Here is a 23,915-nt window from a genome sequence, read left to right as displayed (position 1 = left end):
ACGCAGCGAAGGGTGCGTACCGCCTACAGCAACCTCATCGACGGCTGGTTCGCAGCCGGGGAGGAGCAGCCGGCGCGCGCTTGCGTAGATCTGGCCGTCCAGCAGGGAGTGTGGGAGCAACCGCTGCAGCGGGATCGGGACCATGTGGACGGACTGACAGCACAACCGCTGCCTGATCCCGGGCAGTTCTGGTTCGTCCACCACCTCGAACGGCACTTTGCCGAGATCAGCGCCGAGATCAGGGCGGTGCTGGGTGGGGTCGACGACCCGGTACGGCCGACGGTCGAGGACGACTGGCTGCTGCGGGCCGGCTCCTGGCAACAGGCGTACCTGTTCCGGGAAGGAGAGTGGCAGGAGGACGTGTGTGCACGGCTACCGGTGACGCAGGCGATCCTGGCCGAGATCCCCGAGATGACGACGCTGAGCCCCGGGGTGATCCTGCTGTCGCGGCTGGCACCGGGTACGCACATCATGCCGCACTGCGGTTCCACCAACGCGGTCCTGCGCGTCCACCTCCCGATCATCCCGGCCGAGGGGGCATCGATCCGCGTCGGAACCGAGACGTCGACGTGGGAAGAGGGCAGATGCCTGGTCTTCGACGACTCCTTCGAGCACGAGGTCTGGCACCGGGGAGAGGAGGATCGTGTCGTCCTGATCATGGACGTGCTCCACCCGGGCGTGGATGCCGCGCACCGGGCGGCCCTGCTGGCCAACCGGCCAACGGTCCAGCAGCGCGTCACCGCCTTCCTCCGGGACCGCGGTCTGGCCGAGGTCCGCGTGGTGGACGGCCGGCTGCAGTGCACGGCCGACGGATCAACGGCGCACAAGGTCGGCCGGTATCTCGACGTGCTCGGCGTTCCGGGGGTGAGGGTCTCGGCGGACGGTTCCTGGCGCCCGTTCCGGGCCGGGGTGGGGGACTAGGCGCCGGTGTGTGGTCTGGTCTGCATCGTCTCGCCGGAGGGCGATCTCGCCTCGCAGGAGCTGGAGCCGGCGCTCCGGGCCCTGCACCATCGGGGGCCTGACGGCACCGGTTCCTGGATCTCCTCCTGTCGCCGCGTGGCGATGGGGCACACGCGACTGGCGGTGATGGATCCCGACGGTGGGGCCCAGCCCATGCACGGCTCCGACGGCCGGCTGCACCTGGTCGCCAACGGTGAGTTCTACGGTCACGAGGTCATCAGGGCAAGCCTCCGGCGCGACGGACACGGGTTCTCGAGCCGGAGCGACAGCGAGATCGCGCTTCACCTGTGGGCGCGCGACGGCGCCGGCGCATTGCCGGAGCTCCGTGGCGAGTTCGCCTTCGCGATCTGGGACCAGGCTCGCGGTGAACTCATCGCCGCCCGGGACCGATTCGGGATCAAGCCCCTCTTCTACGCCCGGCACGCCGGCCGGGTGCTCCTCGCGTCCGAGGTGGGGGCGCTCTTCGAAGCCGGGGTCCCACGGCGATGGGATCGCGGGGCTCTGGCGGAGCACCTGGTGCTCTGCCACCCGCCGGACGGCACGCTCTTCGACGGCGTCCGGCAGGTTCCCCCCGGATGCTGGTTGTGGACCGACGGTCGCGACATTCGTATCCGGAGGTACTGGGACCTCGACTGGCCGACCGAGGACGAGCTGACGAAGGACGTCGACCGGTCGGGGCACCTCGCAGCGGTGCGTGACGCCGTGGTGGACGCCGTTGACGTACGGCTGCGGGCGGACGTCCCGGTGGCCCATCACCTCAGTGGCGGGCTCGACTCCGGAGCGATCGTCGCGCTGGCGGCGCGGCACGGCGCGCCCCGCACCTTTGCGGTCCGATTCGACGACCCCCACTTCGACGAGGGAGCCGCCGCGGAAGCGACGGCGCGTGCGGTGGGCGCCAGGCACTCAGAGGTCCTGGTCGATGCCGGCAGCTCCGCCGGGCGGATGGGGGACATCGTTGCCAAGGGGCAGATGATCCCTGAGAACGCGCACGGCATAGCCCGCCTGCTGCAGAGCGAGGCGATCCGGGCTGCGGGATTCCGGGTCGTGCTGGCGGGCGAGGGAGGGGACGAGATGTTCGCCGGATACCCGCAGACACAGCGGGACCTCCGGCTCAGCACTGTTCCCGGTGACGTTGTGCGAGACGACACCGTGCGGCGCCGCCTCGCCGCGTCCCCGGCCGGGCGTCCGCTCCTCGACATCGCTGACCGAATGGGATTCCTGCCGGGGTTCGTCCTGGACCGCTATCTCGGCGTGGGGGCACCTATCCAAGGGCTGCTCGCACCGGACTTCGCGGCAGAGGTTCTCGCGGCCCAGCCATGCCGCGACATGTTCGCGGACCCGCACGTCCAGAGCCAGCTGTACGGGCGCAGCCCGTTCCACCGGGGGAGCTACCTCTTCGCCAAGACCTGGCTCGCCAACTATCTGCTCGCTGCCGAGCGCCTGGACATGTCGTGCGGCCTCGAGGTGCGGCTTCCGTTTCTCGATCACCGGCTCCACGATGTGGTCCGGCGAACCCCCCTCGCCTGGTTCTCCGGCGGAGTGGACAGCAAGCCCCTGCTCCGGGCCGCCCTGCGGAACGACCTGCCGGCTGTCCTTCAGGCCGGAACGAAGCGGCCCTTCCTGGCCCCGCCGGCCGTGTCCGACGATGCGACGCTCAGCCGAATCCGGGAGGTTGTGGACGGCGGCGCCCTGGACGACCTGGGTTTCTTCCGCCCGAGGCAGGTCCGGGATCTGCTCGAGGACGTGAGGGCTCTACCGCCCGGGCGGCGAGCCGGCCACGAGCGGGTGGTCCAGGTCCTGATGGGGATCGTCGGCCTCACCGACCAGTTCGCGCTCACCGGCTGACGCCGCGGCGGCCTCCACGGCGTCAGCCATGCCGAGGACCGTCGGCGCCGTCATCAGGGCGTAGAGCCCCACGCCGGTCCCCGTCCGGTCCGTCAGCCGAGCGGCCAGGCGAGCGGCGTCCAGGGAGTTCCCACCGAGACGGAAGAAGTTGTCCGACGGCTCCGGTAGGCGGTCCAGTCCGAGGACCTCGGCGACGGCGCGCTGGACTGCCGCCGTCGTACTCGATCCTGGGGAGTGGAAGGCCACGGGACCCGGCCGGTCCTGCACGAAGGCGCGCGGAAGCGGGGGCAGTGGGAGCCCGCCGACCGGCCGTCCGTCATCTGTGGCGGCTGCGCCGAGCAGGGCTGTGAGAGCGCCCTCCAGCGCCACCGTGGAGCACCCCTCGAACATGACGTCGTCCATCTGGATCCTTGCGCCGAGGGGCCCGACCCCCCGGTCGAACACCTCCAGCCACACGTCCGCCTCCGACGTGCCGTGCGAGGAGGGCAACGGCGGAGGAGGAGCAGGGGCCACCGAGTACAGCCGGGGCGCTGCGGCCGGGGTGTTGTGCAGTGACAGTCCCAGTTGCCGCATCGGGCTCGGCTCCCGGTCACGCCCTGGGTCGGTGATCGCCACGAGATCGGCGAACGGCAGGTCAGCGTGATCCAACGCATCAAGGACGACGGCGTTCGACCGTCGGACGAGTTCGCCGAACGACGGGTCGCCGGAGAGGTCAATGCGGAGCACCAGGCACTCGGTGAACAGGCCGACCGTGCGCTCAGCGGCCCGTCCCCTCCGGCCCGCGGTGACCGAGACCATCGTGATGTCGGATTGACCGGTCCACCGAGCGATGACGGCCCCGAATCCGGCAACCAGGACAGGGAACAACGTGGTGCGGCAGCGGCGGGCGAGACCGCGGAGTGCATCGGACGTCGAGAGGTCCAGGGAGAACTCGTGGACATGCGCCGACAGGTTCGGGCGGTCGGGACGGGGACCGTCGGCAGGCAGGGCGACCGGCTGCACGCCGGCCAGGCGCTCGCTCCACCACGGGCGGGAACCCTGGCCGTGACGTTCCTTCCGCCGGCCGGCCAGTTCGGCGGGCTGCGACGGGGCAGGTGGAAGTCCGGCCGGACGGCCGGCGACCGCAGCCTCGAGAAGGGTGCAGAACTCCTCGATGACCAGCGAGACGGACCACAGGTCCGCGATCAGGTGGTGGAGCGTCAACGCCAGGACGTGGTCTGACGCGGACAACCGGATGACGAGCACGCGCCATACCGGGCCCGTCGCCACGTCGAAAGGCCGGCGCGCGCCTGCGCCGATCAGGGCGCCCAGTCGCTCCTCCGACAGGTGCCCGCCCAGCGAAGTCAGGTCGACGACCGTCACGGGGAGCGGCTCCGGTGCCCTCTCCCGGATGGACTGCCGCGCCACGCCGTCCCGGACGGGGAACGCTGTCCGCAGGCTGTCGTGTCGTTCGGAGAGCACCGCCCACGCATCCCGCACTGCCGCGAGCGACAGCGACCCGACGAGCCGGACCACCGTCGGGTCGTCGGAAGACTCCGACTCAGGCTGCAACCGGTCGATGAGCCACTGCCGCTCCTGCTCACCGGTGAGCGGGTGCTCGGTCACTGCCGTTTGCTCAACAGCACACCAGGAAGCGCGAGGTGATCCAGGCCGGTCTGCAGCAGGGTCCCGAGGGCGTCGGCGGGTGTCTCGTCGATCGGGCAGCCGCGCGTGTTCAGGCTCGTGCTGAGCAGCATCGGCAGCCCCGTCAGGTCGTGGAAGCTGTCCAGCACCGTGTGGAAGCCGGGGCTGTCCTCGCTCGTCACGGTCTGGATCCGCGACGTGCCGTCGACGTGGGTGATGGCGGGGACGCCTTCCTTCAGGACCGGGCAGGCCCGGAGCATGAACGGGCTGTCGGTGAGGCCGAACCAACGCTCCGAGTGCTCCGCCAGCACTGCCGGGGCGAAGGGCCGGAACGGCTCGCGGAACTTGATTTCGGCGTTGAGCCGGGTAGCGACCCCGGGGTCACGGGGGTCGGCCAGGATGCTCCGGTGCCCGAGTGCCCGCGGGCCGATCTCACCCGCGCCCTCGAACCAGCCCACCGTGGCACCGCCGGCGATCAGCTCGGCGGCCGCCCGGCCGACGTCGCGGTGCTCCGTGGCAGTGACTCGTCCGCCGTGGGTGGACAGCGCCTCGCGCACCGCTGTCGTGACGTCGGTGGCGCTGGGTCGGGCCGTTCCGTACATGAGCTCGGCGTTCGGCGGTCGGCGTCGCGGGTTGCCCAGGACGTGGTGCCAGTGCCAGAGGGCGGCCCCGATCGCCGTCCCGTCGTCGCCGCACGCCGGATGCAGGTGTAGCCGCTCGAACCACGACGATGAGAAGCAGGCCTGGTTGGCGACGGCGTTCAGGGCCGTTCCTCCGGCCAGGCAGAGGTTGGGCGGCACCCCGTTGCGCCGTGCGACCTCGGCGAGGTCGGCGAGCACGGCGTCGAGTTGGCGCTCCAGGCCGATCTGCACCGCGTAGGCCAGCGAGGCGTTCAGCTCGGCAGCGCCGACGAGGACGGGCACCGGGTGGGCGTCGGCGAGCCGCGTGAGGTCCTCGTACGTGCGGACCGCCGTCCAGTCCGCGGCGTCGATGGCATCGCTGCGACCGTAGGGCGCCAGGCCCATCACCTTGCCCGCGCCGACGATGCTGGACCCGAAGAGCTCCACCGACACTGACGTGTAGCCGACGTTCGCGGTGAACCAGTCGTCGTAACCCCGGCGGAGTTCGTACAGGCGACCACCGCGGCCGACGAACGCGCGGCAGCCGGTGGGGTCGATGGCGAGGCACATCGCAGCGTCGAAGGGAGAGGTGTAGAAGGGTGCAGCTGCATGAATGAGGTGGTGGTCCGGGTTGACCGTGCAGGGGATCACCTGGTCCCGGATGCGGACCCGGTCGGCCAGCTGGTTGACCCAGAACTCCAGCCAGGTCTCCTTGAGGTCCGAACCGTGCAGGTGCTCGACGTCCGGGCTGTCCATCGAGTGCAAGTTGCAGAGCAGGACGTGGCCGACGTCCCTCAGCTCGACGCCGGCGTCGGCCAGGACGGCGTCGAGGTCTTCCTCCCGGAGCCCGGGGTGCTTCTTCAGGCGCGACCGACGCTCGGTGCACACGTACCCCGTCAGCACGCCGTCGACGAGGACGACCGCGGAGCCGTCGTGGTTGAAGTTGATCGCGAGGACGACGCGCACATCTCCGGCGGCGGTCGGCTGCTGCCCCCTCGAGCTCACGCGCGCAGGACCTGGAGGCCGGTCCCGGTCGTGGACGACACATGCCGGATGTAGGCGGAATGGATGGTCGTGGGGTCGAGCCGCAGGCCGTCGGGCTCCTCGATGAAGCGGGCACCGAAATCGGCCAGCATGTCCATCCAGCGCCGGACGTAGGGAGTCGACCGGAGCTCGGCGAAGTCCAACCCGGTGAGTCGACCGAAGCGCTCGTACGACAAGCCGCCGCGGGTCATGAGGGCGCCGCCGACGGGGGCGATGAGGTGCTGTGGATCCTCGAGCGAGAAGTGGTGGTCGAAGCTGAAGGGAAGCGGGTCGCTGACGTAGTCGGCGTACCGGTGGCTCTCGTTGCGCAGGAGATGGTGGCCGATCGTGGACTCCGCACCGCTGCCGAAACCGATCTTGTCGCCGGTCAACTCGTACTTGTACCGGCCGTCGAGGTCCTCGAAGCCAGGCTCCTTGACCCAGTAGGAGTGGCAGTACTCCTGGTAGCCGGCCGACGAGAGCCGGCGCATGGCCAGCTCGTACGCCTCGACCATGTGCATCGCCGTCGCCGACGCGAGGGTCGCCCTTTCTGTCTGCATCGCCATGACCGTGCCCGGAGTGGCGCGGTACGAGTACACGGACAGGTGCGGCGGCTCCAGCTCCAGAACCCGGTCGAAGGTGCGGTCGAGGACGGCGAGCTCTTCACCGGGGAAGCCGGTGATGACGTCCAGGTTGACGTTGTCTATCCCTCCTGACCGGAGGAGCTCCACCGCGGTGCCGATCTGCTCACCGCTGTGTGCCCGCCCTGAGCGCCGGAGCTGTGCCGGGTCGAAGGACTGCGCCCCGATGCTGACCCGGTCCACTCCGAAGCTGCGCAATGCCGACACCTTCTCGGCAGTCAGATCGTTCGGCGTGGTCTCCACCGACCACTGGCCGACACCGGAGAGGTCGAACGACGTGTGCAACGCCTCGGCCACCGAGAGGAGCTCCTCGACGTCCAGTCTGGTCGGAGTTCCGCCGCCCCAGTAGACGACGGTCGGCTGATAGCCCATGCCGGTGAGCACGGGGCCCCAGAAGGCGATCTCGCGCCGGAGCGCGGCCACGTAGGGGGAGCGCTCCTGCCGCGAACTGCGGAGGCGCCCGACGGGTACCTCGCTCACCCAGTCACAGAAGTGGCACTTCGACGCGCAGAAGGGAATGTGCACGTACAGCGCCAGGGGTCGGGGAGCGCCGCTGCTGACGTCGTCGATCGCTTGGACGAGCTGCTCGAGCGGCATGGGGCCCTCCTCTGCCACAGCAGCCAGCGACCTGACATCAGCAGGCTTCCTGCGGTCCCGGCGACCCTATCGAAACAGGCCTGCCTGTCATATCGTTCGCGCCATGTTCGGGTCCCCGGCGCGCCTGGCACGGGTTCTACTCGTTGCTGCGAGCGCTGCCGAGTGACGTCCGCCGGAGCCTCTGGCATGCCCCTTCTGCTCGAGCTCCGCGACCTTCTCGATGCCCTGGCCATCGCCGGCGCGACCGTCCGGGCAGATGACGGGCGACTTCGGTGCTCGGCCCCCCGCGGCGCGCTCACCCACGAACTCGTCATGCGGCTGCGAGATCGGCGTGCGGAGCTGCTCGCACACCTCGCACGGCCGGACGAGGAGGAGGCGCCGCTGGCTCCGGCGCAGGAGGCACTCTGGCGGCAGCACCACCTCCGCCCCGGCGACTCCGCCTACAACATTCCGCTGGAGCTGGCGCTCGACGGGCCACTGTCCCCGGAGGCGCTGAGGGCCGCCCTGCGCACGGTGGCCGTCGCACAACCCGCTCTCCGGACCGTGTACGCCGTCGTGAGCGGCCGCCCTCGCCAGCGGGTGCTGCCCCCCTCGCCGGTTCCTCTGCGACTGGTGGACCTCAGCTGTCTTCCGCCGGAGCTGGCGGCATCTGCTGTCGGCCGGCTGGCCGCTGCAGAAGCCGTCCGACCCTTCGACCTCGCGTCATCGCCCCCGTGGCGCGCCACGCTCGTGCGGCTGGGGCCCGCCACGCACCGCCTGCTCCTGACCCGTCACCACGTCGCCGCCGACGGCTGGTCGTTCGGCATCCTCGCCACGGCGCTGGCCACGGCCGTCCGCTCTCATGGCGAGGGCGCGCCGTCCAGGGTGGCGTCACCTGCCTGGCGGTTCGCCGACCACGCGCGGGTTCAACAGGGCGCCGCGGAGTCCGGACAGTGGTCGGACGGCGCCCGCGAGATCGCCGGGAGCCTCGGGCGTGATCTCACTATCGCCTGCGTGCCCGACGGGCGTCCCAGGCCTGGCAGCGCCGTGGGAACCGTGACCGTGACGGCCGACCACCGCCGGACCGCGGCTGTGCAAGCCATCGCCCGGAGCGCCGGGACGACGACCTTCGCCGTGTGGGCCGCGGCCTTCGGCATCGCGCTCGGGCAGGCGTCGGACCAGGAATCGGTCGTCGTCGGAACCCCGGTCAGCGGGCGGGCACATCCCGCGGCCGAACCGCTTGTCGGTTGCTTCGCGGGTCTGCTGCCGCTCCCGCTGGTCGGCGGACGTCGCTCATCGCTGCGGGACGCGGTACGGCAGGCGCACGCGAGCACGGCGCGGCTCCTCCGCCACCAGGACATTCCCTTCGAGGCCGTCGCGGACGCGGCCAGGGCGGCGGGCCGGCCGATCGGCGGCGCCAACGGGATCCGGGCTGTGCTGACCTTCCAGAACACACCGTCGGCCGCCTTCGAACTTCCCGGCGTCGCCGTCCGGACACTCGACCCCACGTCGCTCGCCGCCAAATTCCCGCTGGCTGTGACGATCACTCCGGTGAACGGCCCTGACGGCCCGGCTGCGTCACTGGTCGCGGAATACGCGACGGATCTCCTCGGTACGGCAGTTGTCGAAGAACTCCTCCAGACCATGTTCGACGCCCTGGACGCGATGCAGGCGACACCCGACCAGCCGTTCGACGCAGTCACCGAGGGCCGAAGCGCTGTGCAGCTGGTGCCACTGGAGCCGCCGCGGGCGGGGGAGACGCTCGCCGACCGGTTCCGCGACGTCGTCGCGAGTCGGCCCGATGCCGTCGCGATCTCCGATCGAGACGGCCAGGTGACCTACCGGGAGCTGTACCGCCGTGCCCGCGCGGTGGCCGCGCGGCTGGCCGGCGCCGGAGCGGCTCCTGGCACCCTCGTGGCCGTGCAGGGCGGGCACGGAGCCCCGCTGGTCGCGGCGGTCGTAGGCGTCGCGATGGCCGGTGCCGTCTGCGTCCCGCTCGACCCGGAGGATCCGCCGGGGCGGGTCGAGCAGGTGATCACCGATGCCGGTGTCGACGTCGTCCTGACCGACCGGGAGAGCGCGCGCGCCCTCGAGTGGTTCGAGGGGCCCGCCGTCCGGATGGACGAGCCGGGTGGGTCCGCCCCGCCGGGGCCCGTTCGACCCATGTGGCGGACGTCCGCCGATGAGCTCGCCTACGTCATCCACACGTCGGGCTCGACCGGCGCCCCGAAGGGCGTCATGGTGCCCCAGGTCAACGTGCTGCAACTGCTGCGCGCGGCCACGGCAATCTGTGACGTCGGGGCCGGCGACGTCTGGTCGATGAACCATTCCCTGGCCTTCGACTTCTCCGTCTGGGAACTCTGGGGCGCTCTGCTGACCGGCGCCCGGCTCGTGCCGGTAGCTCGCGCAGTGGCCCGTGACCCTGCTCGACTGCGCCGGACGCTGGCGGTGCACAGCGTCACCGTGCACAGCGCCACTCCGACCGCCCTGTCGATGCTCAGCGACGGCGCGCCCGACGAGTGGTGGAGGAGGACCGCGCTGAGACTGGTCGTGCTCGGGGGCGAGAGATGTCTGCCGTCGGATTTCGCTGCCTGGCTGACGGGCACCCGGGCCGGGCCGGCGCTGCTGAACATGTACGGGATCACCGAGACGACCGTGCACGTGACCCACCGGTTCCTCTCCTCCGCGGACGCGGCCTCAGGTGCCAGTCCCATCGGACGTCCGCTGCCCGGCGTGGACGCCGCCGTGGACATGCGGAGCGGCGAGCTGCTGGTCGGAGGCTGGGGAACGGCCCGCGGCTACCTGCACCGTCCGGGATGGACCGCCGATCGCTTCCGTCCCGGGGGTGCCGTCCCTGGCGCCCGGCGCTACCGCACCGGCGACCGGGTCCGCGCGGCGGTCGACGGGCTGCACTACCTGGGGCGCACCGACCAACAGGTGAAGATCCGGGGGCATCGCGTCGAGCCGGACGAGGTCGCCGCGGTGATGTCCGGCCATCCCGACCTCGCTGGGGCGGCCGCTGTCGTCCGTGACCGCGCCGGTACGGCCGAACTGCTGGGGTGCCTCGTCCCGGCCGCGGGCCGCACGTGCCCCAGCCCTCGCGAGATGCGGCGATTCCTCGCCGAGCGGCTCCCGGCCCACATGATCCCCGCAGGTTTCGCCAAGGTCGAGCGGTTGCCGGTCACGCGCAACGGGAAGCTCAACCGCGAGGCCCTGCCCAGGACGGCCGACGTCGCCGAGGTGACGGATCCGCCGACGACGCCGACCGAGCGCCGCCTCGCCGCTCTCTGGTGCGAGATCCTCGACGTACCGGAGATCGGCCGGCACGACGACTTCTTCTCCCTCGGTGGGGACAGCCTTCAGGCGACGCGGCTGCACGCCCGGGTCGAGCCCACGTTCGGGGTCGAGCTCCCGCTCGGAGGCCTCTACAAGGCGTTCGACGTCGCGACGATCGCCGCCGCCATCGATGCCGCCGCCACCGCTGTCCCCGGTACACCCGCACGGGTGCGGACCGCGCAGCGATGACGCTCGTGGTGGAGGCGCCTGCAGGCGCGGATCCGGACGAGGGCCATGAACTCAGCGATGCGCAGCGACGCCTCTGGCTGCTGACCGAGTTGGGTCACACCGTCGGGACCACCCTCGTGATGGCCGTGCGGCTCAGGGGCCCGCTCGACGTACCGGCGCTGCGCGCGGCCTTCGGGGAGGTGGTCCGCCGACACGGCGCCCTCCGGACCGCGGTCGTATCGGGGCCGGGCGGACCGGTTGGCGTCCGGGCACGAGATGTGGAGATGGCTGTCCGGCTGGTCGACCTGCGCGGGCTCGGAGCGGTCGACGCGGAGCAGGTGAGGGAGCGACTGCTGGGAGCGCACGTCCAGCGGCCGTTCGACCGGTCCCGCCCGCCGGCCCTGCGGGTGGACCTGGCCATGGTCGGCGCCCATGACCACCTTGCCGTCATCGCGGCAGACCACATCGCGGTCGACGGCTGGTCGTTGGGGGTGCTGGCACAAGAGGTGTCTGCGCTGTACCGGTCGTACCGCGCGGGGTCGCCTGCCCGGCTGCCCCGACCACCGGTGGCAATGGACCCGCCCCCCGGCGGTTCCGGCCACGCCGACCCGGGTGCCCCGTCCTGGCTCGACCGCGTGTGTGCTCCCTCGAAGGACACCCTGCCGGTGGCACCGGCCCGCACAGCCGGGCCGCCTGGATCCGCGGCGGTTCATCGTGTCGTCCTGCCGCCCAGGCTCGCCACCGCGCTGGACGAGGCGCGACGCCGTCAGGGGGCCAGCGTCTTCACGGCCGTTCTCGCCGCCTGGGCAGGCGTCGTCCATCGGCTGGACCGCCGCCGATCCATGACGGTGGCGACACTGACCTCGGGGCGTGATGATCCTGAGCGCGAGCGCGTCGTCGGCCACCTGGGGAACGTGGTTCCGCTCCGGCTGGACATGGCTCCGGACGACTCCCTCAGCGAGCTGTGGCGCAGGGTCCGGGAGACCTCCGCCGAAGCGCTCGCACACCGCGCGGTGCCCTATGAGCTGGTCGCCCAGCGACGACGGGCGGCCGGCGCCACCCCGGTCCCGGCGGTCTGCGTATCGGGGATGGCCCCGCCGCCCGTTCTCGACCTGCCGGAGCTGGAGGTCTCCCTCGTGCACGCGCCACCGGGGGCGGCGCGCTTCGACCTGACGATCGAGGTGGGTGACCCGCGCACGGGCCTCAACGTGGCGCTGCACTACGACAGCAACGTCCTCGACGACGCCACGGTCACGGTCCTCGGCCGGTACTTGCGCACCGCACTGCGTGAGCTCTGCCAGAACCCCGCCGCGGAAATCGGCCGGCTGACCCTCGGCGTGGCCGGTCGAGAAGCCGCGGCCGCCAACACGGAAGACGCAAGCACCCTCCACGGTCTGTTCGAGCAGCAGGTGGCCCGGACGCCCGATGCCGTCGCGCTCAGTTCCGGCGGTCAGGCGTTGACCTATCGGACCCTGAACGAGCGGGCGAACCGGGTGGCACATGCGCTCCTAGGCCGCGGGGTCGGCAGGGAGGACCGCGTAGCGCTGCACCTGCCGCGTGGGCTCGACGCGGCGACGGTCCAACTCGGTGTCCTGAAGGCAGGCGCGGCCTGGGTGCCGGTCGATCCGGCCGATCCGCCGGAACGCCGCCGACTGCTGATGGCCGAGGCCGGCGTCCGCTACGTGGTGTCGGCCGCCCCCGCCCCTCCGGGAGACGACCTCGACTCGCTCGTCGCCGAGGACCTGTGCCGGTCCGAGGGCCGGTGCGACGACCCCCGGCTCCCTGCCCATCCGCTGCAGGCCGCGTACCTGATGTTCACGTCGGGGAGCACGGGACCGCCCAAGGCCGTGGTCGGTCTCCACGGCGCCACGGTGGCCAGGTTGCGCTGGATGTGGACGGCCCATCCGTACGGCCCAGGGGAGCGGGCGTCCCTGAGGGCGGCGCCGGTCTTCGTCGACGCGGTCGCCGAGCTCTTCGGTCCGCTGCTGGCCGGCGTGCCGACCGAGATCCTCGACGCTGAATCGGCCCTGGACCCCAGGAGTCTGATAGCCACCCTGAGCCGGGCCGAGGTGAGCAGGGTCCTCGTGGTGCCGACCTTGCTCGCCGCGCTTCTCGAGCACTTGCCGGCCGACCGGCTGGCTCTACCAGCCGTCACGCACTGGACGACCAGCGGTGAGCGTCTGCAGCCGGCGCTGCTCGATCGGCTCGTCCAGGCGAGCCCGACGGCGCGGGTGCTGAACCTGTACGGCAGCACCGAGGTGGCCGGGGATGCCACCGCTGCCGTGCTGACGCCGGGGTTGCCCATCACCATCGGTACCCCGATCGCTGGTGCCTACGTCGAGGTGCACGACCCCGCCGGCTTCCCTCTGCCGGAGCTCGCCGTAGGTGAGCTCCACGTCGGTGGCGCGGTGCTGGCCCGCGGCTATCACGCGGACCCCTCCCGGACCGCCGCACGGTTCGTGCCCACCGCGGCTGGAGGACGGGCCTTCCGTACCGGCGACCTCGTTCGGCATGGGCTGGCCGGCCTCGACTTCCTGGGTCGATGCGATGCGCAGCTGAAGATCCGTGGCGTCAGGATCGAGCCCGGCGAGGTGGAGTCCGCGCTGGTCGGGCACCCGGACGTCGCGGAGGCGTGCGTGACCGCCATGCCAGACGGCTCCGGCGCTCTGGGGCTGATCGCACACGTGGTGCCGGTTGCGACGGCGGACCGTGCGCGGCTGGCGGAACGGGTGCGCGGCCATGCCAGGGCTCGACTGCCCGCCGTCGCCGTCCCCGTCGTTCTCATCTCCGACGACCCCCTGCCGCGGACCCGTACCGGAAAGCTCGACCGGCTGGCGCTGGGGCGACGAGACCCCGACATCCCGCTACGGTCCGAGGCACCCTTCGACGGCCCTGCCGAGGAGGCGGTCGCCGCGGCCTTCGACTCGCTGCTCCCGGCACGCTGCCGTGGCGCCGACAGCGACTTCTTCGAGCTCGGTGGCCACTCACTGCTGGCTGTTGACCTGATAGAGCGGCTTGCCGACGACCTCGGCGCCCGTCTCACCCTGCGGCAGCTGTTCGACGCCCCGACCGTGCGTGGAGTCGCGGCCCTGGTCAGCGCGGCGGCCCCGCAAGAAGGTCGTCCCCGGGAACGCCGGCTCGAGGCACGGCCGGACGACTGGTACCGCCCGTTTCCCCTTACAGCAGTGCAACGGGCCTACTGGATCGGCCGGGACGGCGCACTCGCCCTCGGCGGCGTGGCGACCCACGGCTATCTCGAGATCGCCGTCGACGATCCGGACGTCACCCGCCTCGAGGAAGCGATCAACGTCCTCGTCGACCGGCATCACTCCCTGCGGACCATCGTGCTGCCGAGCGGCGAGCAGCAGGTGCTGCGCGCCGTTCCGCGGTATCGGATCCCTGTGCGCCGCGCGGTCGCCGGCGACTGGGACGACGTCGTCTCCGGCGTCCGCGCGGAGATGTCCCACCAGGTTCTCCCCGCGGATCAGTGGCCGCTGTTCGACGTCCGGCTCACCTGCCGGGCCGACGGTGTCGCTCGCCTGCACGTGAGTCTCGACGCGCTCATCGCGGATGCACACAGCGCGGCCCTGCTGACCGACGAGCTGGCTCTCCTCTACCGCCGCCCCGACGCTCGGCTGCCCGAGCTGACGGTGACGTTCCGCGACGCCGTCGTCGCCGGCCTCGCCGCACCCCGCGAGTCCGACAGGGAGCACTGGCAGCGGCGAGCCGCGCAGCTCCCGGATGCGCCCGAACTCCCTCTCACCGGCCACGCGGATGGCCGCACACCCGTGTTCCGCCGTCGCTCGAGGACGCTGGACCCGGTCACCTGGCAGGCGCTGCAGGAAGGGGCGCGGCGTGTCGGGGTCACGCCGACCGCCGTGCTGCTGACCGCCTATGCCGAGGCACTGCGGGCGTGGGCGCGGCACCCTCGGTTCACCCTCGTCCTCACCCTCTTCCATCGACCGGCGAGCCATCCCGACCTGTCCAAGGTCGTCGGTGACTTCACCGCGCTTCTTCCGTTCGCCATGGACGTGCCGACTGGCGCCACGTTCCGGACGCAGGTCCGCAGAGTTCACCAGCGACTGTGGGAGGACCTCGACCGCGACCCGGCGGGTGGTGTCGAGGTCCTCACGCAGCGCGCTGCCTCCGGGGCAGCGCGTGGCTTCCCGGTCGTCTTCACGAGCACCCTCGGTCTGCCGGTGGTCGGCCGCGACCGTGAGCGGGTGGCACCGCTCGGCACGATGGTCCACAGCGTGTCCCAGACACCGCAGGTCTATCTCGACCACCAGGTCGGCGAGGGTCCCGACGGGCTATTGCTGAACTGGGATGCCGTCGACGCCCAGTTCCCGCCCGGGATGCTCGACGAGATGCTGGGCGCCTACGTCGGCCTCCTGACGTCGCTGGCCGATGGGGCCGCACGCTGGGACGAGCCGGCGGATCAGTTCGTGCCGGCCGCTCAGCTGGGCGCCCGCACCGTCGAGTCCGCCGAGGACCAGCCCGGCCTGAGACTGCCGGACCTCTTCTCCGGCGCGCTGACGGCCGGGCCGGACCGGGTCGCCGTCATGGCCGGTGGCGTGCAGATCTCCTATCGGGAGTTGGCCCGCCGGGCCGGCAACCTAGGGCGGAGGCTGACGAACGTCGGCGTTGGCCCCGGGGTCCTGGTAGGCGTGTCGGCACAGAAGGGGTGGCCGCAGGTCGTCGGCGTCCTCGCGGTCACCGGCATCGGCGGGGCGTACGTCCCGCTCGATCCCGACCTACCGGATGCGCGGCTGGTCCTGCTGCTGCAGCGGACCGGCGCCACCCATGTCCTCGCCGACCGCAGGACCGCGGCGCGGCTCGCCGACCTTCCGCCCGTCGCCGGCGGGGACGTCACGGTGCACGACCTGGAGGACGCCGGGCCTCAGGCGGTGCGTCATCCCCGCTACCGGCGGAGCGACCGGGATCTGGCCTACGTGATCTACACCTCCGGATCGACCGGTGCCCCGAAGGGCGTCATGATCGACCATCGGGGTGCCGTGAACACGGTCCTCGACATCAACCGCCGTTTCGGCGTCGGCGACCGGGATCGTGTGCTGGGGCTGTCATCTCTCAGTTTCGACCTTTCCGTGTGGGACGTTTTCGGCACGTCGGCGGCGGGCGCCTGTCTCGTCCTGCCCGACCCCGACCGCACCCATGATCCGGCGCACTGGCTGCAGACTGCCTCGGCCGGCGGCGTCACCGTTTGGAACTCCGTGCCGGCCCTGGCCGGCCTGGCGGTCGACCGGGCCGAGGCGATGCGGGAGTCCGGGCTGGAAGGCCTACGGCTCGCGATGTTCAGCGGTGACTGGATTCCGGTCGAGCTGGGCGGCCGCCTGCGGGCGCGAGCCTCCCAGGTCTCCGTTATCGGCCTCGGCGGCGCCACGGAGGCCTCGATCTGGTCGGTCCACCACCCGCTCGGCGACGAACCGGCCGACGGCGCGGCGTGGACCTCAGTGCCCTATGGGCGCCCTCTCACCGGCCAGCACCTGACCGTGGTCGACGCCGAGGGCAGGCAGCGCCCGGACTGGAGTGCCGGTGAGCTCGTCATCGGCGGCCGGGGCGTGGCCCTCGGCTACTGGCGCGAGCCCGGGCTGACGGCGAACCGCTTCGTGCCCTTTCCACCCGTTCCGGGGGTCGACGGCACACGTGTCTACCGGACCGGTGACGTGGCCCGGTTCCGTCCGGGTGGCGTGCTGGAGTTCCTGGGCCGCGAGGACGGGCAGGTGAAGATCAACGGATTCCGCGTGGAGCTCGCGGAGATCGACCGCGCGCTGGCCCTCGTCGAGGGCGTCGCGCAGGCCGCCACGGTGGTACTGGGACCGCAGCGCGGGGACCGCCGGCTGGCTGCCGCGGTCGTCGGCGTCGAAGGGTCCGCCGTACAGCCGGGAGAGGTGCGGCGCGCGCTGCAGGCAGTCTTGCCGTCGCACCAGGTCCCGCGCCGGATCGCCGTCCTCGAGGGTCTGCCGCTCGGGCCCAATGGAAAGGTCGATCGGCGCTCGCTGGCCGTCGTACTGGACGGCGGTCCCGCTGCCGATGCCGGGTCGGTGCCGGACGGGCCGATCAGGGCGCCGGCCGAGCTGGTGGAGGAGTTGTCCCGTATGTGGGCCGTCGTGCTCGACGTCCCGACCGTAGCGCCGCACGAGAACTTCTTCGCCGCCGGAGGGACCTCTCTCGTCGCGGTCCGGCTGCTGACCCTCGTTGGCGACCTCTTCGGTGTGCGCATCCCCATGACCCGGCTCCTGGAGCACCCGACGGTGGCCGAGTTGGCCGAGGCGGTGGCGGACGCCCGCGGCCACGAGCACCCGGAGGGTCCCGCGTCGTCGGGAAGCACCCGAGGTGCCGAACTCCTGGCCGACCCCGCGGCTCGGCACGAGCCCTTTCCCCTCACGGCTGTCCAGCAGGCGTACTGGATGGGTCGGCGGAGCGGCCTGGCACTCGGCGGCGTCGCAACGCACAGCTATGTCGAGCTCGACGTCGTCGAACTGGACGCCGACCGGCTCGAGTCGGCCGTCAACGCAGTGGTCGCGCGACACGAAGCGCTCCGCACGGTGTTCCGGGATGACGGGAACCAGCAGGTGCTGACACAGGTCCCGCCCTACCGGGTGCTCCGCGTCCCCCCGGGGAGCCCGGAGTCGGCCGCGGCTCTGCGGGGACGGATGTCCCACCAGGTGCACGACCCCGCACGGTGGCCGTTGTTCGAGATCGCTGTCAGCGGCGGTGACCACGGCCGGCCCCGACTGCACGTGAGCGTGGATCTGCTCATCGCCGACGCCTGGAGCTTCCGGATCCTGCAGCGCGACCTGCTGGCGGCCTATCACGGCCAGGCAGCAGAGGAGCCGCCCGGCTGCTCGTTCCGTGACTATGTGCTGGCGATCGAGCGCGCGCGGGCCGACGGAGCGTTTCGGCAGGCCCGGCGGTACTGGGAGGATCGGGCCGGCGAGCTGCCCGGCCCCCCTGCCCTGCCGCAGCAGCACGGGCTACCGGACGGTGACACGGGGTCCGCTGCCAGGTTCGAGCGTTTCGCCCACCGCCTCGGCGCCGCGGCTTGGGAAAAGTTGCGACGGGCGGCGGCGGTCAACGAGGTGACGCCGTCGGGGCTGCTCTGCGCAGCGCTCGCGGACGTGCTCGCGATGTGGACCCAGCACCCTTCGTTCCTTCTGAACCTGACGACGTTCGACCGGCGGCCGCTCCACGACGACGTGGACGGCGTCGTCGGCGACTTCACGAGCACCAGCCTCCTGGCGGTTGATGCCTCGGGATCGACGTTCCGGGAACGCGCTCGGCACCTCCAGGCGCAGGTGTTCCAGGACCTGGAGCACCGCGAGTTCAGCGGGGTCGAGGTGCTGAGACTTCTCCGACGCGACCCGGCGCGGCGCACGGAGGTACAGGCCCCGGTGGTCTTCACCAGCATGCTCGTGCCGGGGCAGCCCGCGGGTGCTCGGGAGGTGGCGCCTCCCGCATGGGACGCGACCGTCGCCTACGCGATCAGCCAGACTCCGCAGGTCCGGCTGGACGTCCAGGTCTCGGAGCACGGCGGTGAACTGTTCGTGACCTGGGACCACCTCGTCGATGCCTTCCCGGACGGGTTGGTGCGTTCCATGTTCGACGGTTATACGCGGGTGATCGACGCGTTGGCCGGTGAGACAGATCCAGCCATGGACTACTGGGAGGTCGCCCCCGCATGGACGTCGTGAGATCAGCAGCCGAGATCATGCTGCCGGAGGCCCGGAACCCTCAGACCGGCTTTCCGGGCCAGGTGCGCGGCCCGGCCACCACCGTGGGGGAGCTGCTCCTGGCGGCCGCCCGGGAGCACGGTGACCGTCCCGCGGTGATCGCCGCCCGGCGCGATCTGACCCACCGAGAGCTCGTCCTGACGGCCTCAGCGCTGGCCTCGCAGATCGCCGCGCCGGCTCCCGTGGGGATATGCGTCGAGCCCGGGTGGGAGCAGGTGGTGGCGGTCGCCGCCGCCGCCATGGCGGGTTCGCCCTGGTTCGTCCTCGATCCGTCCGCGCCCCGGAGTGCGCACTGGCACCGCCTCGCCGAGCTGGGCTCCACCACGGTGCTCACCCAGTCCTGGTTGGCGACGCGCACGGAGTGGCCGGAAGGAACGGCCGTGCTGGAGATCGACCGGGTCATTCCCGTGACGGAACTGCCGGCGCGTGCCGGCGGCCGCCCGGAGTCGCCGGCGTGCTTCATCGCCGACGAGGTGGGCGTCGGCGGCGACCTGGCGACCGTGAGCCACGACGGCGTCGTCGCGCCGCTGCTGGATCTCGGCCGGCGGCTGGAACTCGGCGCCGACGATCGACTTCTGGCCGTCTCCCTGCTGGGGGACGCACTCGGCGCATCTCAGCTCTACCTTCCCCTGCTGACCGGCGGTGCGGTGGTGGTGCCCGACGACATCGATCTGCGGACGCCGGCGGCCTGGGTCGAGCTGATGCGCGCCCACCACGTCACGGTGTGGCACGCGGCGCCCGGTCTGACCGCACTTCTCGCCGAACACCTGGTGCAGCGAGGGGATGACCGACCGGATGGGCTCCGTGCCGCCGTGCTCGGTGGTGAGCCGGTCCAGGCGGCTCTCGTCCGGTGGCTTCGGCGGGGCGTGGGCACCGACCTGACCGTCGTCGGGGTCGAGGGCGGCGGCCCTGCGGGCCTCTGGATCACGTGGCAGGCGGCAGGCGAGTCCGACGGCCGGCAGGGCGTCCTCCCGGCGGGCACGACACTGGGCGAGGGTCGGGCAGTGGTGCTCGGGGAGACACTCGACGTCTGTCCGACGTGGGTGCCCGGCAGGCTCCACGTTGGGCCGCATGGTGACGGGACCCTGGTCGCGACCCGCTGGACGGCCCGCCAGGTGACCGGGGGAGTCCTCGAGATCCTCGGCGACGACTCGACAAGGGTGACGGTCTCCGGCCATGCACTGAACCTGCGCGAGGTGGAGTCGGCGATCGCGACGCACGAGGACGTCTTGGCTGCCGCTGTCGTCCCGGCCGGGGACAACACCACGGCATACGTGAAGGCGGCGCCGGGTCGAACGCTGACCGGTGCAGCTGTCCTGGACCACCTCCGCGGGAGGATGTCGCCCTATCTGCTTCCGGGACGTCTCGAGCTCGTCGGCGCATTTCCGCTGGACCGATGGGGGCGCATCGACCGCCAGGTGCTCGCACGGCAGGCGGCCCCAGCCGAGATACCGCCGGCCCGAGTCGCGCCGACGTCCCCTGCGCGTGGCGCGCCGCCGGCGGACCTCGTACGGCAGGCCTGTGCACTGGCCGCGCGGATCCTGGGTGTGGCAGACGTCGAGCCGGACCTCAACCTGCTCGACGTGGGCGCCAGCTCCGTGCAGCTCGTCCAGCTCGCAGTCCAGGCGGAAGCCGAGCTCGGCATCCAGGCCGATGTGGAGGAGCTACTGCGGTTCCCCTCCGTCGGGGTCCTAGTCAGCTTCGCTGCGGACACGGCTGATGCGGGGAGTACGCCTGACGAGCCCGACCGGGAACGTCCGGAGCTCATCGTCGACCCGGTCGCGCGTTCGGTGTTCACCGACAACCGGCCGGGCCTTCGTCAGGACATGGACGAGGCTCCCGGGGTGGCGCTGCCTGACCCGACGGGCGACCCGGCGGCGCTCGCACGCCGGCGTACCCGTCGGCGTTTCGCCCGCACACCGGTGCCCGTCGAACGACTCGCGGAGCTGCTCGGTTGCCTCCGGCGGGTCGACGGGCTGATCGGAGGAACGGGCGCCCCCCGGCACGCGTACCCGTCGGCCGGAAGCCTCTACCCCGTGCGGGTCTACCTGACCGTGCCCGAGGGGCGCGTCGAGGGGGTCGAACAGGGTGCCTACTACTACCACCCGGACGATCACCGGCTGGTCCGGGTGGGGCCCTCGGTGCCACCGGAGGCCGCCCATGCGTGGGTCAATCGCGAGGCCGCTCGGTCCTCGGCGTTCGCCCTCTATCTGGTGGCGCACCTCCCGGCCATCGAACCGCTCTACGGAGCGCGTGCTCGCGACTACTGCCTCTTCGAGGCGGGAGCGATCACTCAGCTGCTCATGGGTGTAGCGGTCGGTGCGGACCTCGGCCTCTGCCCGGTCGGCGAACTGGACGGCGGTTCCGTCGGTGGGTCGCTCGGCCTGGGGGCGTCGGACGAGATCGTCCACACCCTTCTGGGGGGCACTCCCGCAGAGGATGACGAGAGCCAGGCGGGGATGCTCGGCCGGCTCGCCGGCCTCCGAGGCGGCGGTCGATGACCGCGCGCGGGCCCGGGGCGGCTCGGCGACGGACGGTCGGTACGGACACGGCCGGCTGGGTCACCCCGGTCTCGGATGACCGGCTCCCCTTGCGTGTGGAGCCGGTCGTGGGGCTCGATCTCGCCGGGTGGGCCCGGGACAACGCGGCGACCGTGGACGGGTGGCTCGACCGACACGGCGCGGTCCTCTTCAGCGGCTTCACGTTCACCGGGGCCGGCGGCCCCGCGCCCGAGCTGGATCCGGTCGCATTCGCCGGCGTCCTTGACGGTGTGCTGGGGGGTACGCCGGCCGCCTACATGGAGCGGTCCTCTCCCCGGAGGGAGCTTGCCCGCGGCGTCTTCACGTCGACGGAGCAGCCTGCCGACCAGCCGATCTTCCTGCACAACGAGAACGCCTACCAGCGGAGTCTCCCGACGCGTCTGGCGTTCGGCTGTGTCGTCGCTGCCACCAGCGCCGGGGCAACGCCGCTGGCCGATTGCCGCCAGGTCCTCGACCACCTGCCGTCGGCGGTCGTCGACCGTTTCCGATCGGCCGGGGTCCGATACACCCGTGTCTTCGGTAATGGGGTCGGCCTCTCGTGGCAGGAGTCCTTCGGCACCGACGATCCGCAGGAAGTGGAGCGGTACTGCGCGGCGGAGGACATCGCCACGAGCTGGCGCTCGGCGGACGTCCTCCGCACAGAGCAGGTGCGGCCGGCATTGTCGGAGCACCCCCGGACGGGCGAGGAGGTATGGCTGAACCACGTGGGGTTGTTCGGGCCGCACGGCACACCACCGGCCGTCCGGGCGGCCCTGGTCGACCGCCTGGGCGCCGAGAACCTGCCACTGCAGGTGTCCTACGGCGACGGCGCGCCCATCGAGGACGACGTTCACGCCCACATCCGGGACGCGTACGCCGCGGCCACCGTCGCCCGCCCGTGGCGGGCCGGCGACGTCCTCGTGGTCGACAATCTTCTCGTCGCCCACGGGCGCGAGCCGTTCGAAGGTGACCGCCTGGTCCTCGTGGGCATGGCCGGCCAGTTCCAGCCCGAGTCGGTTGCGGCGTGACCGTGCAGGCAACGTATCGCCTCCGGACGCGCGCACTGCTGATCACCGGCGTGATCGACGAGGATCGACTTCTCCAGTCGGCCGCCGAAGTGCTGTCAGCGCTGCCGGTGCCGGGGCCAGGGATCCTGGTGACGGCCGGCCGCCCACCGAACGACGCCGGTCACGCGACAGGAGCGAGCGGCGCCGCGGACCGCCGTCGAGCAGCTGGACGAACTCTGGCGGCAGGCACGGGGGACCCCTGCGTCCAGGCGGTGCGGCTGAGTCCTGACGAGCTCGTGCTCGCCGTCAGCGTCGACCCCCGATGGCTCGACGCGCGCTCGGTCTACCTGGTTCTCGGCGCGGTGATGCAGGCGTACTTCGGACGGTTCCGGCCAACCGATTATCCGTCGTTCGAGAGGCTGTCCCGCGACGGCCGGTTGCCTGCGGGCACGCCCGCGCCGACCCGGTTGTCGGCGTGGCAGCGGCGCCTGGACCGCTGGCCGGCCGGACCGTGCCCGGGCGAAGGCGCAGGACCGCGAGCGACCGCGCGGCTGACCATCGGACCCGACCGATGGATCCGGCTGAACCAGGTCACGCACCACTCGGGCAACACGGGGTCGATCGCCGTGATAGCCCTTCTGTCGTGGTGGTTCCGGGTTCGGGCACCGCGACCGCGGACGCCGGTGTACGCGAGCACCCTCGATCTGAGGGAGTACCTCGGGCTCGGGACCGCGATTGGCCCGCTGACCGACCGCATCGTGTTCGACGTCGATGAGAGCGGTCTGAGCGGCATGACGTTCGCCGAGCTGGTCGCCCGGACTCACGCCGGGCTCCTCGACGCGGTTGTGCGCTATGTCCCCTTCAGCCGGCTCCCGCAGCCTGTGCTGTCCCCGGGCGGACGGGTCCCGTGGGACGTCGTCGTCCACTACTGCCGCAGCCCACCGTCGAGCGCACGTACCCGTGGCGAGGACTCGCTCGCGACGCGCGGGATGTCGATCGAGCTGTTCGACGAAGCGAACCTCGCCGCGGCGGATCTCGGGCACGACCCCACGGCGAGCCTGGAGCTCGACGTCACCGAGGACGCAGAGGGGATCGCCATCCTGATGGATGCCGACTGCCGGGTGCTCTCTGCCGAGCAGCTGCAGGAACTGGCGGCCGATCTGGACACGATGTCCGGCGCCGTGGCTCATGATCCAGACATTCCGATGACCCGACTCGCACGGAGGTGACGCGGTGTTCGACACCGACGAGGAAGAGGACACCACGGTGTACCTCGTGGTTCTCAACGACGAGGAGCAGTACTCCATCTGGCCTGCCGATCGCGAGCTGCCCGCTGGCTGGCGCTCGGAGGGGACGTCGGGCCTGAAAGACGTGTGCCTGACGCACATCGACCGGGTGTGGACCGACATGCGCCCGGCGAGCCTTCGGCGGTTCATGGAACAGGCGGAGCGCGATCGGGCAGCCGGAGTCGCCCCTGAGGTGGAGGAATGGCAGGACGATCAGCCGCCCCTCGTCGAGCGTCTGTCGGCAGGCGACCACCCCGTGGAGATCAGCCTCCGCCCGGAACGCACCGGTCCGGCACTGCGGGACGCCATCACGGCCGGGTACGTGTTCATCCGGTTCACCGACACCCGCGGTGGGACGGAGCTCGGGGTCCAGCTGGAACCAGGGCTCTGTTCTCTCGACGGTGCGGACTTCGATGCGTCGACCGGGTCCATCGAGCTCGCGGGCGACCTCGTCCTGGACTTCGTCCCGGTCCGTTGCACCGCCCGGATCGACCTCGCCACGATGGAGGGACAGGGCCGACTCGCCATCACCGACGCCGGTACCTCGTGATCGAGGCCGG

General features: G+C 71.7%; 11 protein-coding genes. 8 read left to right on the top strand and 3 right to left on the bottom strand.

Annotation, left to right across the window (positions count from 1 at the left end; translation table 11 throughout):
- Positions 1–12 precede the first annotated feature (12 nt).
- A complete protein-coding gene (locus tag G1H19_RS10090) occupies positions 13–921 on the top strand; it encodes an aspartyl/asparaginyl beta-hydroxylase domain-containing protein (protein ID WP_162392259.1) in 909 nt (302 codons plus the stop codon).
- A gap of 6 nt (positions 922–927) precedes the next feature.
- Entirely contained in the window at positions 928–2,805 is a 1,878-nt protein-coding gene (asnB, locus tag G1H19_RS10085) for an asparagine synthase (glutamine-hydrolyzing) (protein WP_152727617.1), read from the top strand.
- Here the strand turns inward: asnB and G1H19_RS10080 are convergent.
- The 3 genes from G1H19_RS10080 to G1H19_RS10070 are packed head-to-tail and all read right to left on the bottom strand — an operon-like array spanning position 2,713 to position 7,309.
- Positions 2,713–4,410, bottom strand: a complete 1,698-nt coding sequence (locus G1H19_RS10080) for a condensation domain-containing protein (protein WP_162392258.1) — start codon at positions 4,408–4,410, stop codon at positions 2,713–2,715. The two genes, asnB and G1H19_RS10080, sit on opposite strands and share 93 nt — an antisense overlap.
- Positions 4,407–6,053, bottom strand: a complete 1,647-nt coding sequence (locus tag G1H19_RS24495) for a carbamoyltransferase C-terminal domain-containing protein (RefSeq protein ID WP_202925741.1) — start codon at positions 6,051–6,053, stop codon at positions 4,407–4,409. Before G1H19_RS24495 ends, G1H19_RS10080 begins: the two co-directional genes overlap by 4 nt.
- Positions 6,050–7,309 carry a coproporphyrinogen-III oxidase family protein gene (locus G1H19_RS10070; RefSeq protein ID WP_152727620.1) on the bottom strand — a complete coding sequence of 420 codons (1,260 nt, stop codon included), beginning with the start codon at positions 7,307–7,309 and terminating at the stop codon, positions 6,050–6,052. Before G1H19_RS10070 ends, G1H19_RS24495 begins: the two co-directional genes overlap by 4 nt.
- Between G1H19_RS10070 and G1H19_RS10065 the strand changes: the two genes are divergently transcribed.
- The 6 genes from G1H19_RS10065 (at position 7,286) to G1H19_RS23140 (ending at position 23,905) form a co-directional block, all read left to right on the top strand.
- Entirely contained in the window at positions 7,286–10,813 is a 3,528-nt protein-coding gene (locus G1H19_RS10065; protein WP_152727621.1) for a non-ribosomal peptide synthetase, read from the top strand. The two genes, G1H19_RS10070 and G1H19_RS10065, sit on opposite strands and share 24 nt — an antisense overlap.
- Entirely contained in the window at positions 10,810–18,504 is a 7,695-nt protein-coding gene (locus tag G1H19_RS10060; protein WP_152727622.1) for a non-ribosomal peptide synthetase, read from the top strand. Before G1H19_RS10065 ends, G1H19_RS10060 begins: the two co-directional genes overlap by 4 nt.
- Positions 18,492–21,044, top strand: coding sequence for an AMP-binding protein (locus tag G1H19_RS10055; RefSeq protein ID WP_152727623.1), 2,553 nt, complete (start codon positions 18,492–18,494; stop codon positions 21,042–21,044). Before G1H19_RS10060 ends, G1H19_RS10055 begins: the two co-directional genes overlap by 13 nt.
- Positions 21,045–21,151: 107 nt before the next feature.
- The gene (locus G1H19_RS10050) at positions 21,152–22,090 is read left to right on the top strand and encodes a TauD/TfdA family dioxygenase (RefSeq protein WP_202925740.1); all 939 of its coding nucleotides are present in this window, start codon (positions 21,152–21,154) and stop codon (positions 22,088–22,090) included.
- On the top strand, positions 22,087–23,298 hold the full coding sequence (locus tag G1H19_RS10045) for a hypothetical protein (protein WP_152727625.1): 1,212 nt from the start codon (positions 22,087–22,089) through the stop codon (positions 23,296–23,298). The genes G1H19_RS10050 and G1H19_RS10045 overlap by 4 nt, the downstream gene beginning before the upstream one ends.
- 4 nt (positions 23,299–23,302) lie before the next feature.
- On the top strand, positions 23,303–23,905 hold the full coding sequence (locus G1H19_RS23140; RefSeq protein ID WP_162392256.1) for an MbtH family protein: 603 nt from the start codon (positions 23,303–23,305) through the stop codon (positions 23,903–23,905).
- Positions 23,906–23,915: the final 10 nt, after the last annotated feature.

The organism is Goekera deserti (assembly GCF_010685995.1).
GTDB lineage: Bacteria > Actinomycetota > Actinomycetes > Mycobacteriales > Geodermatophilaceae > Goekera > Goekera deserti.
Note: the sequence above shows the minus strand (reverse complement) of the source record. Positions and strands in the feature narration are given on the sequence as shown.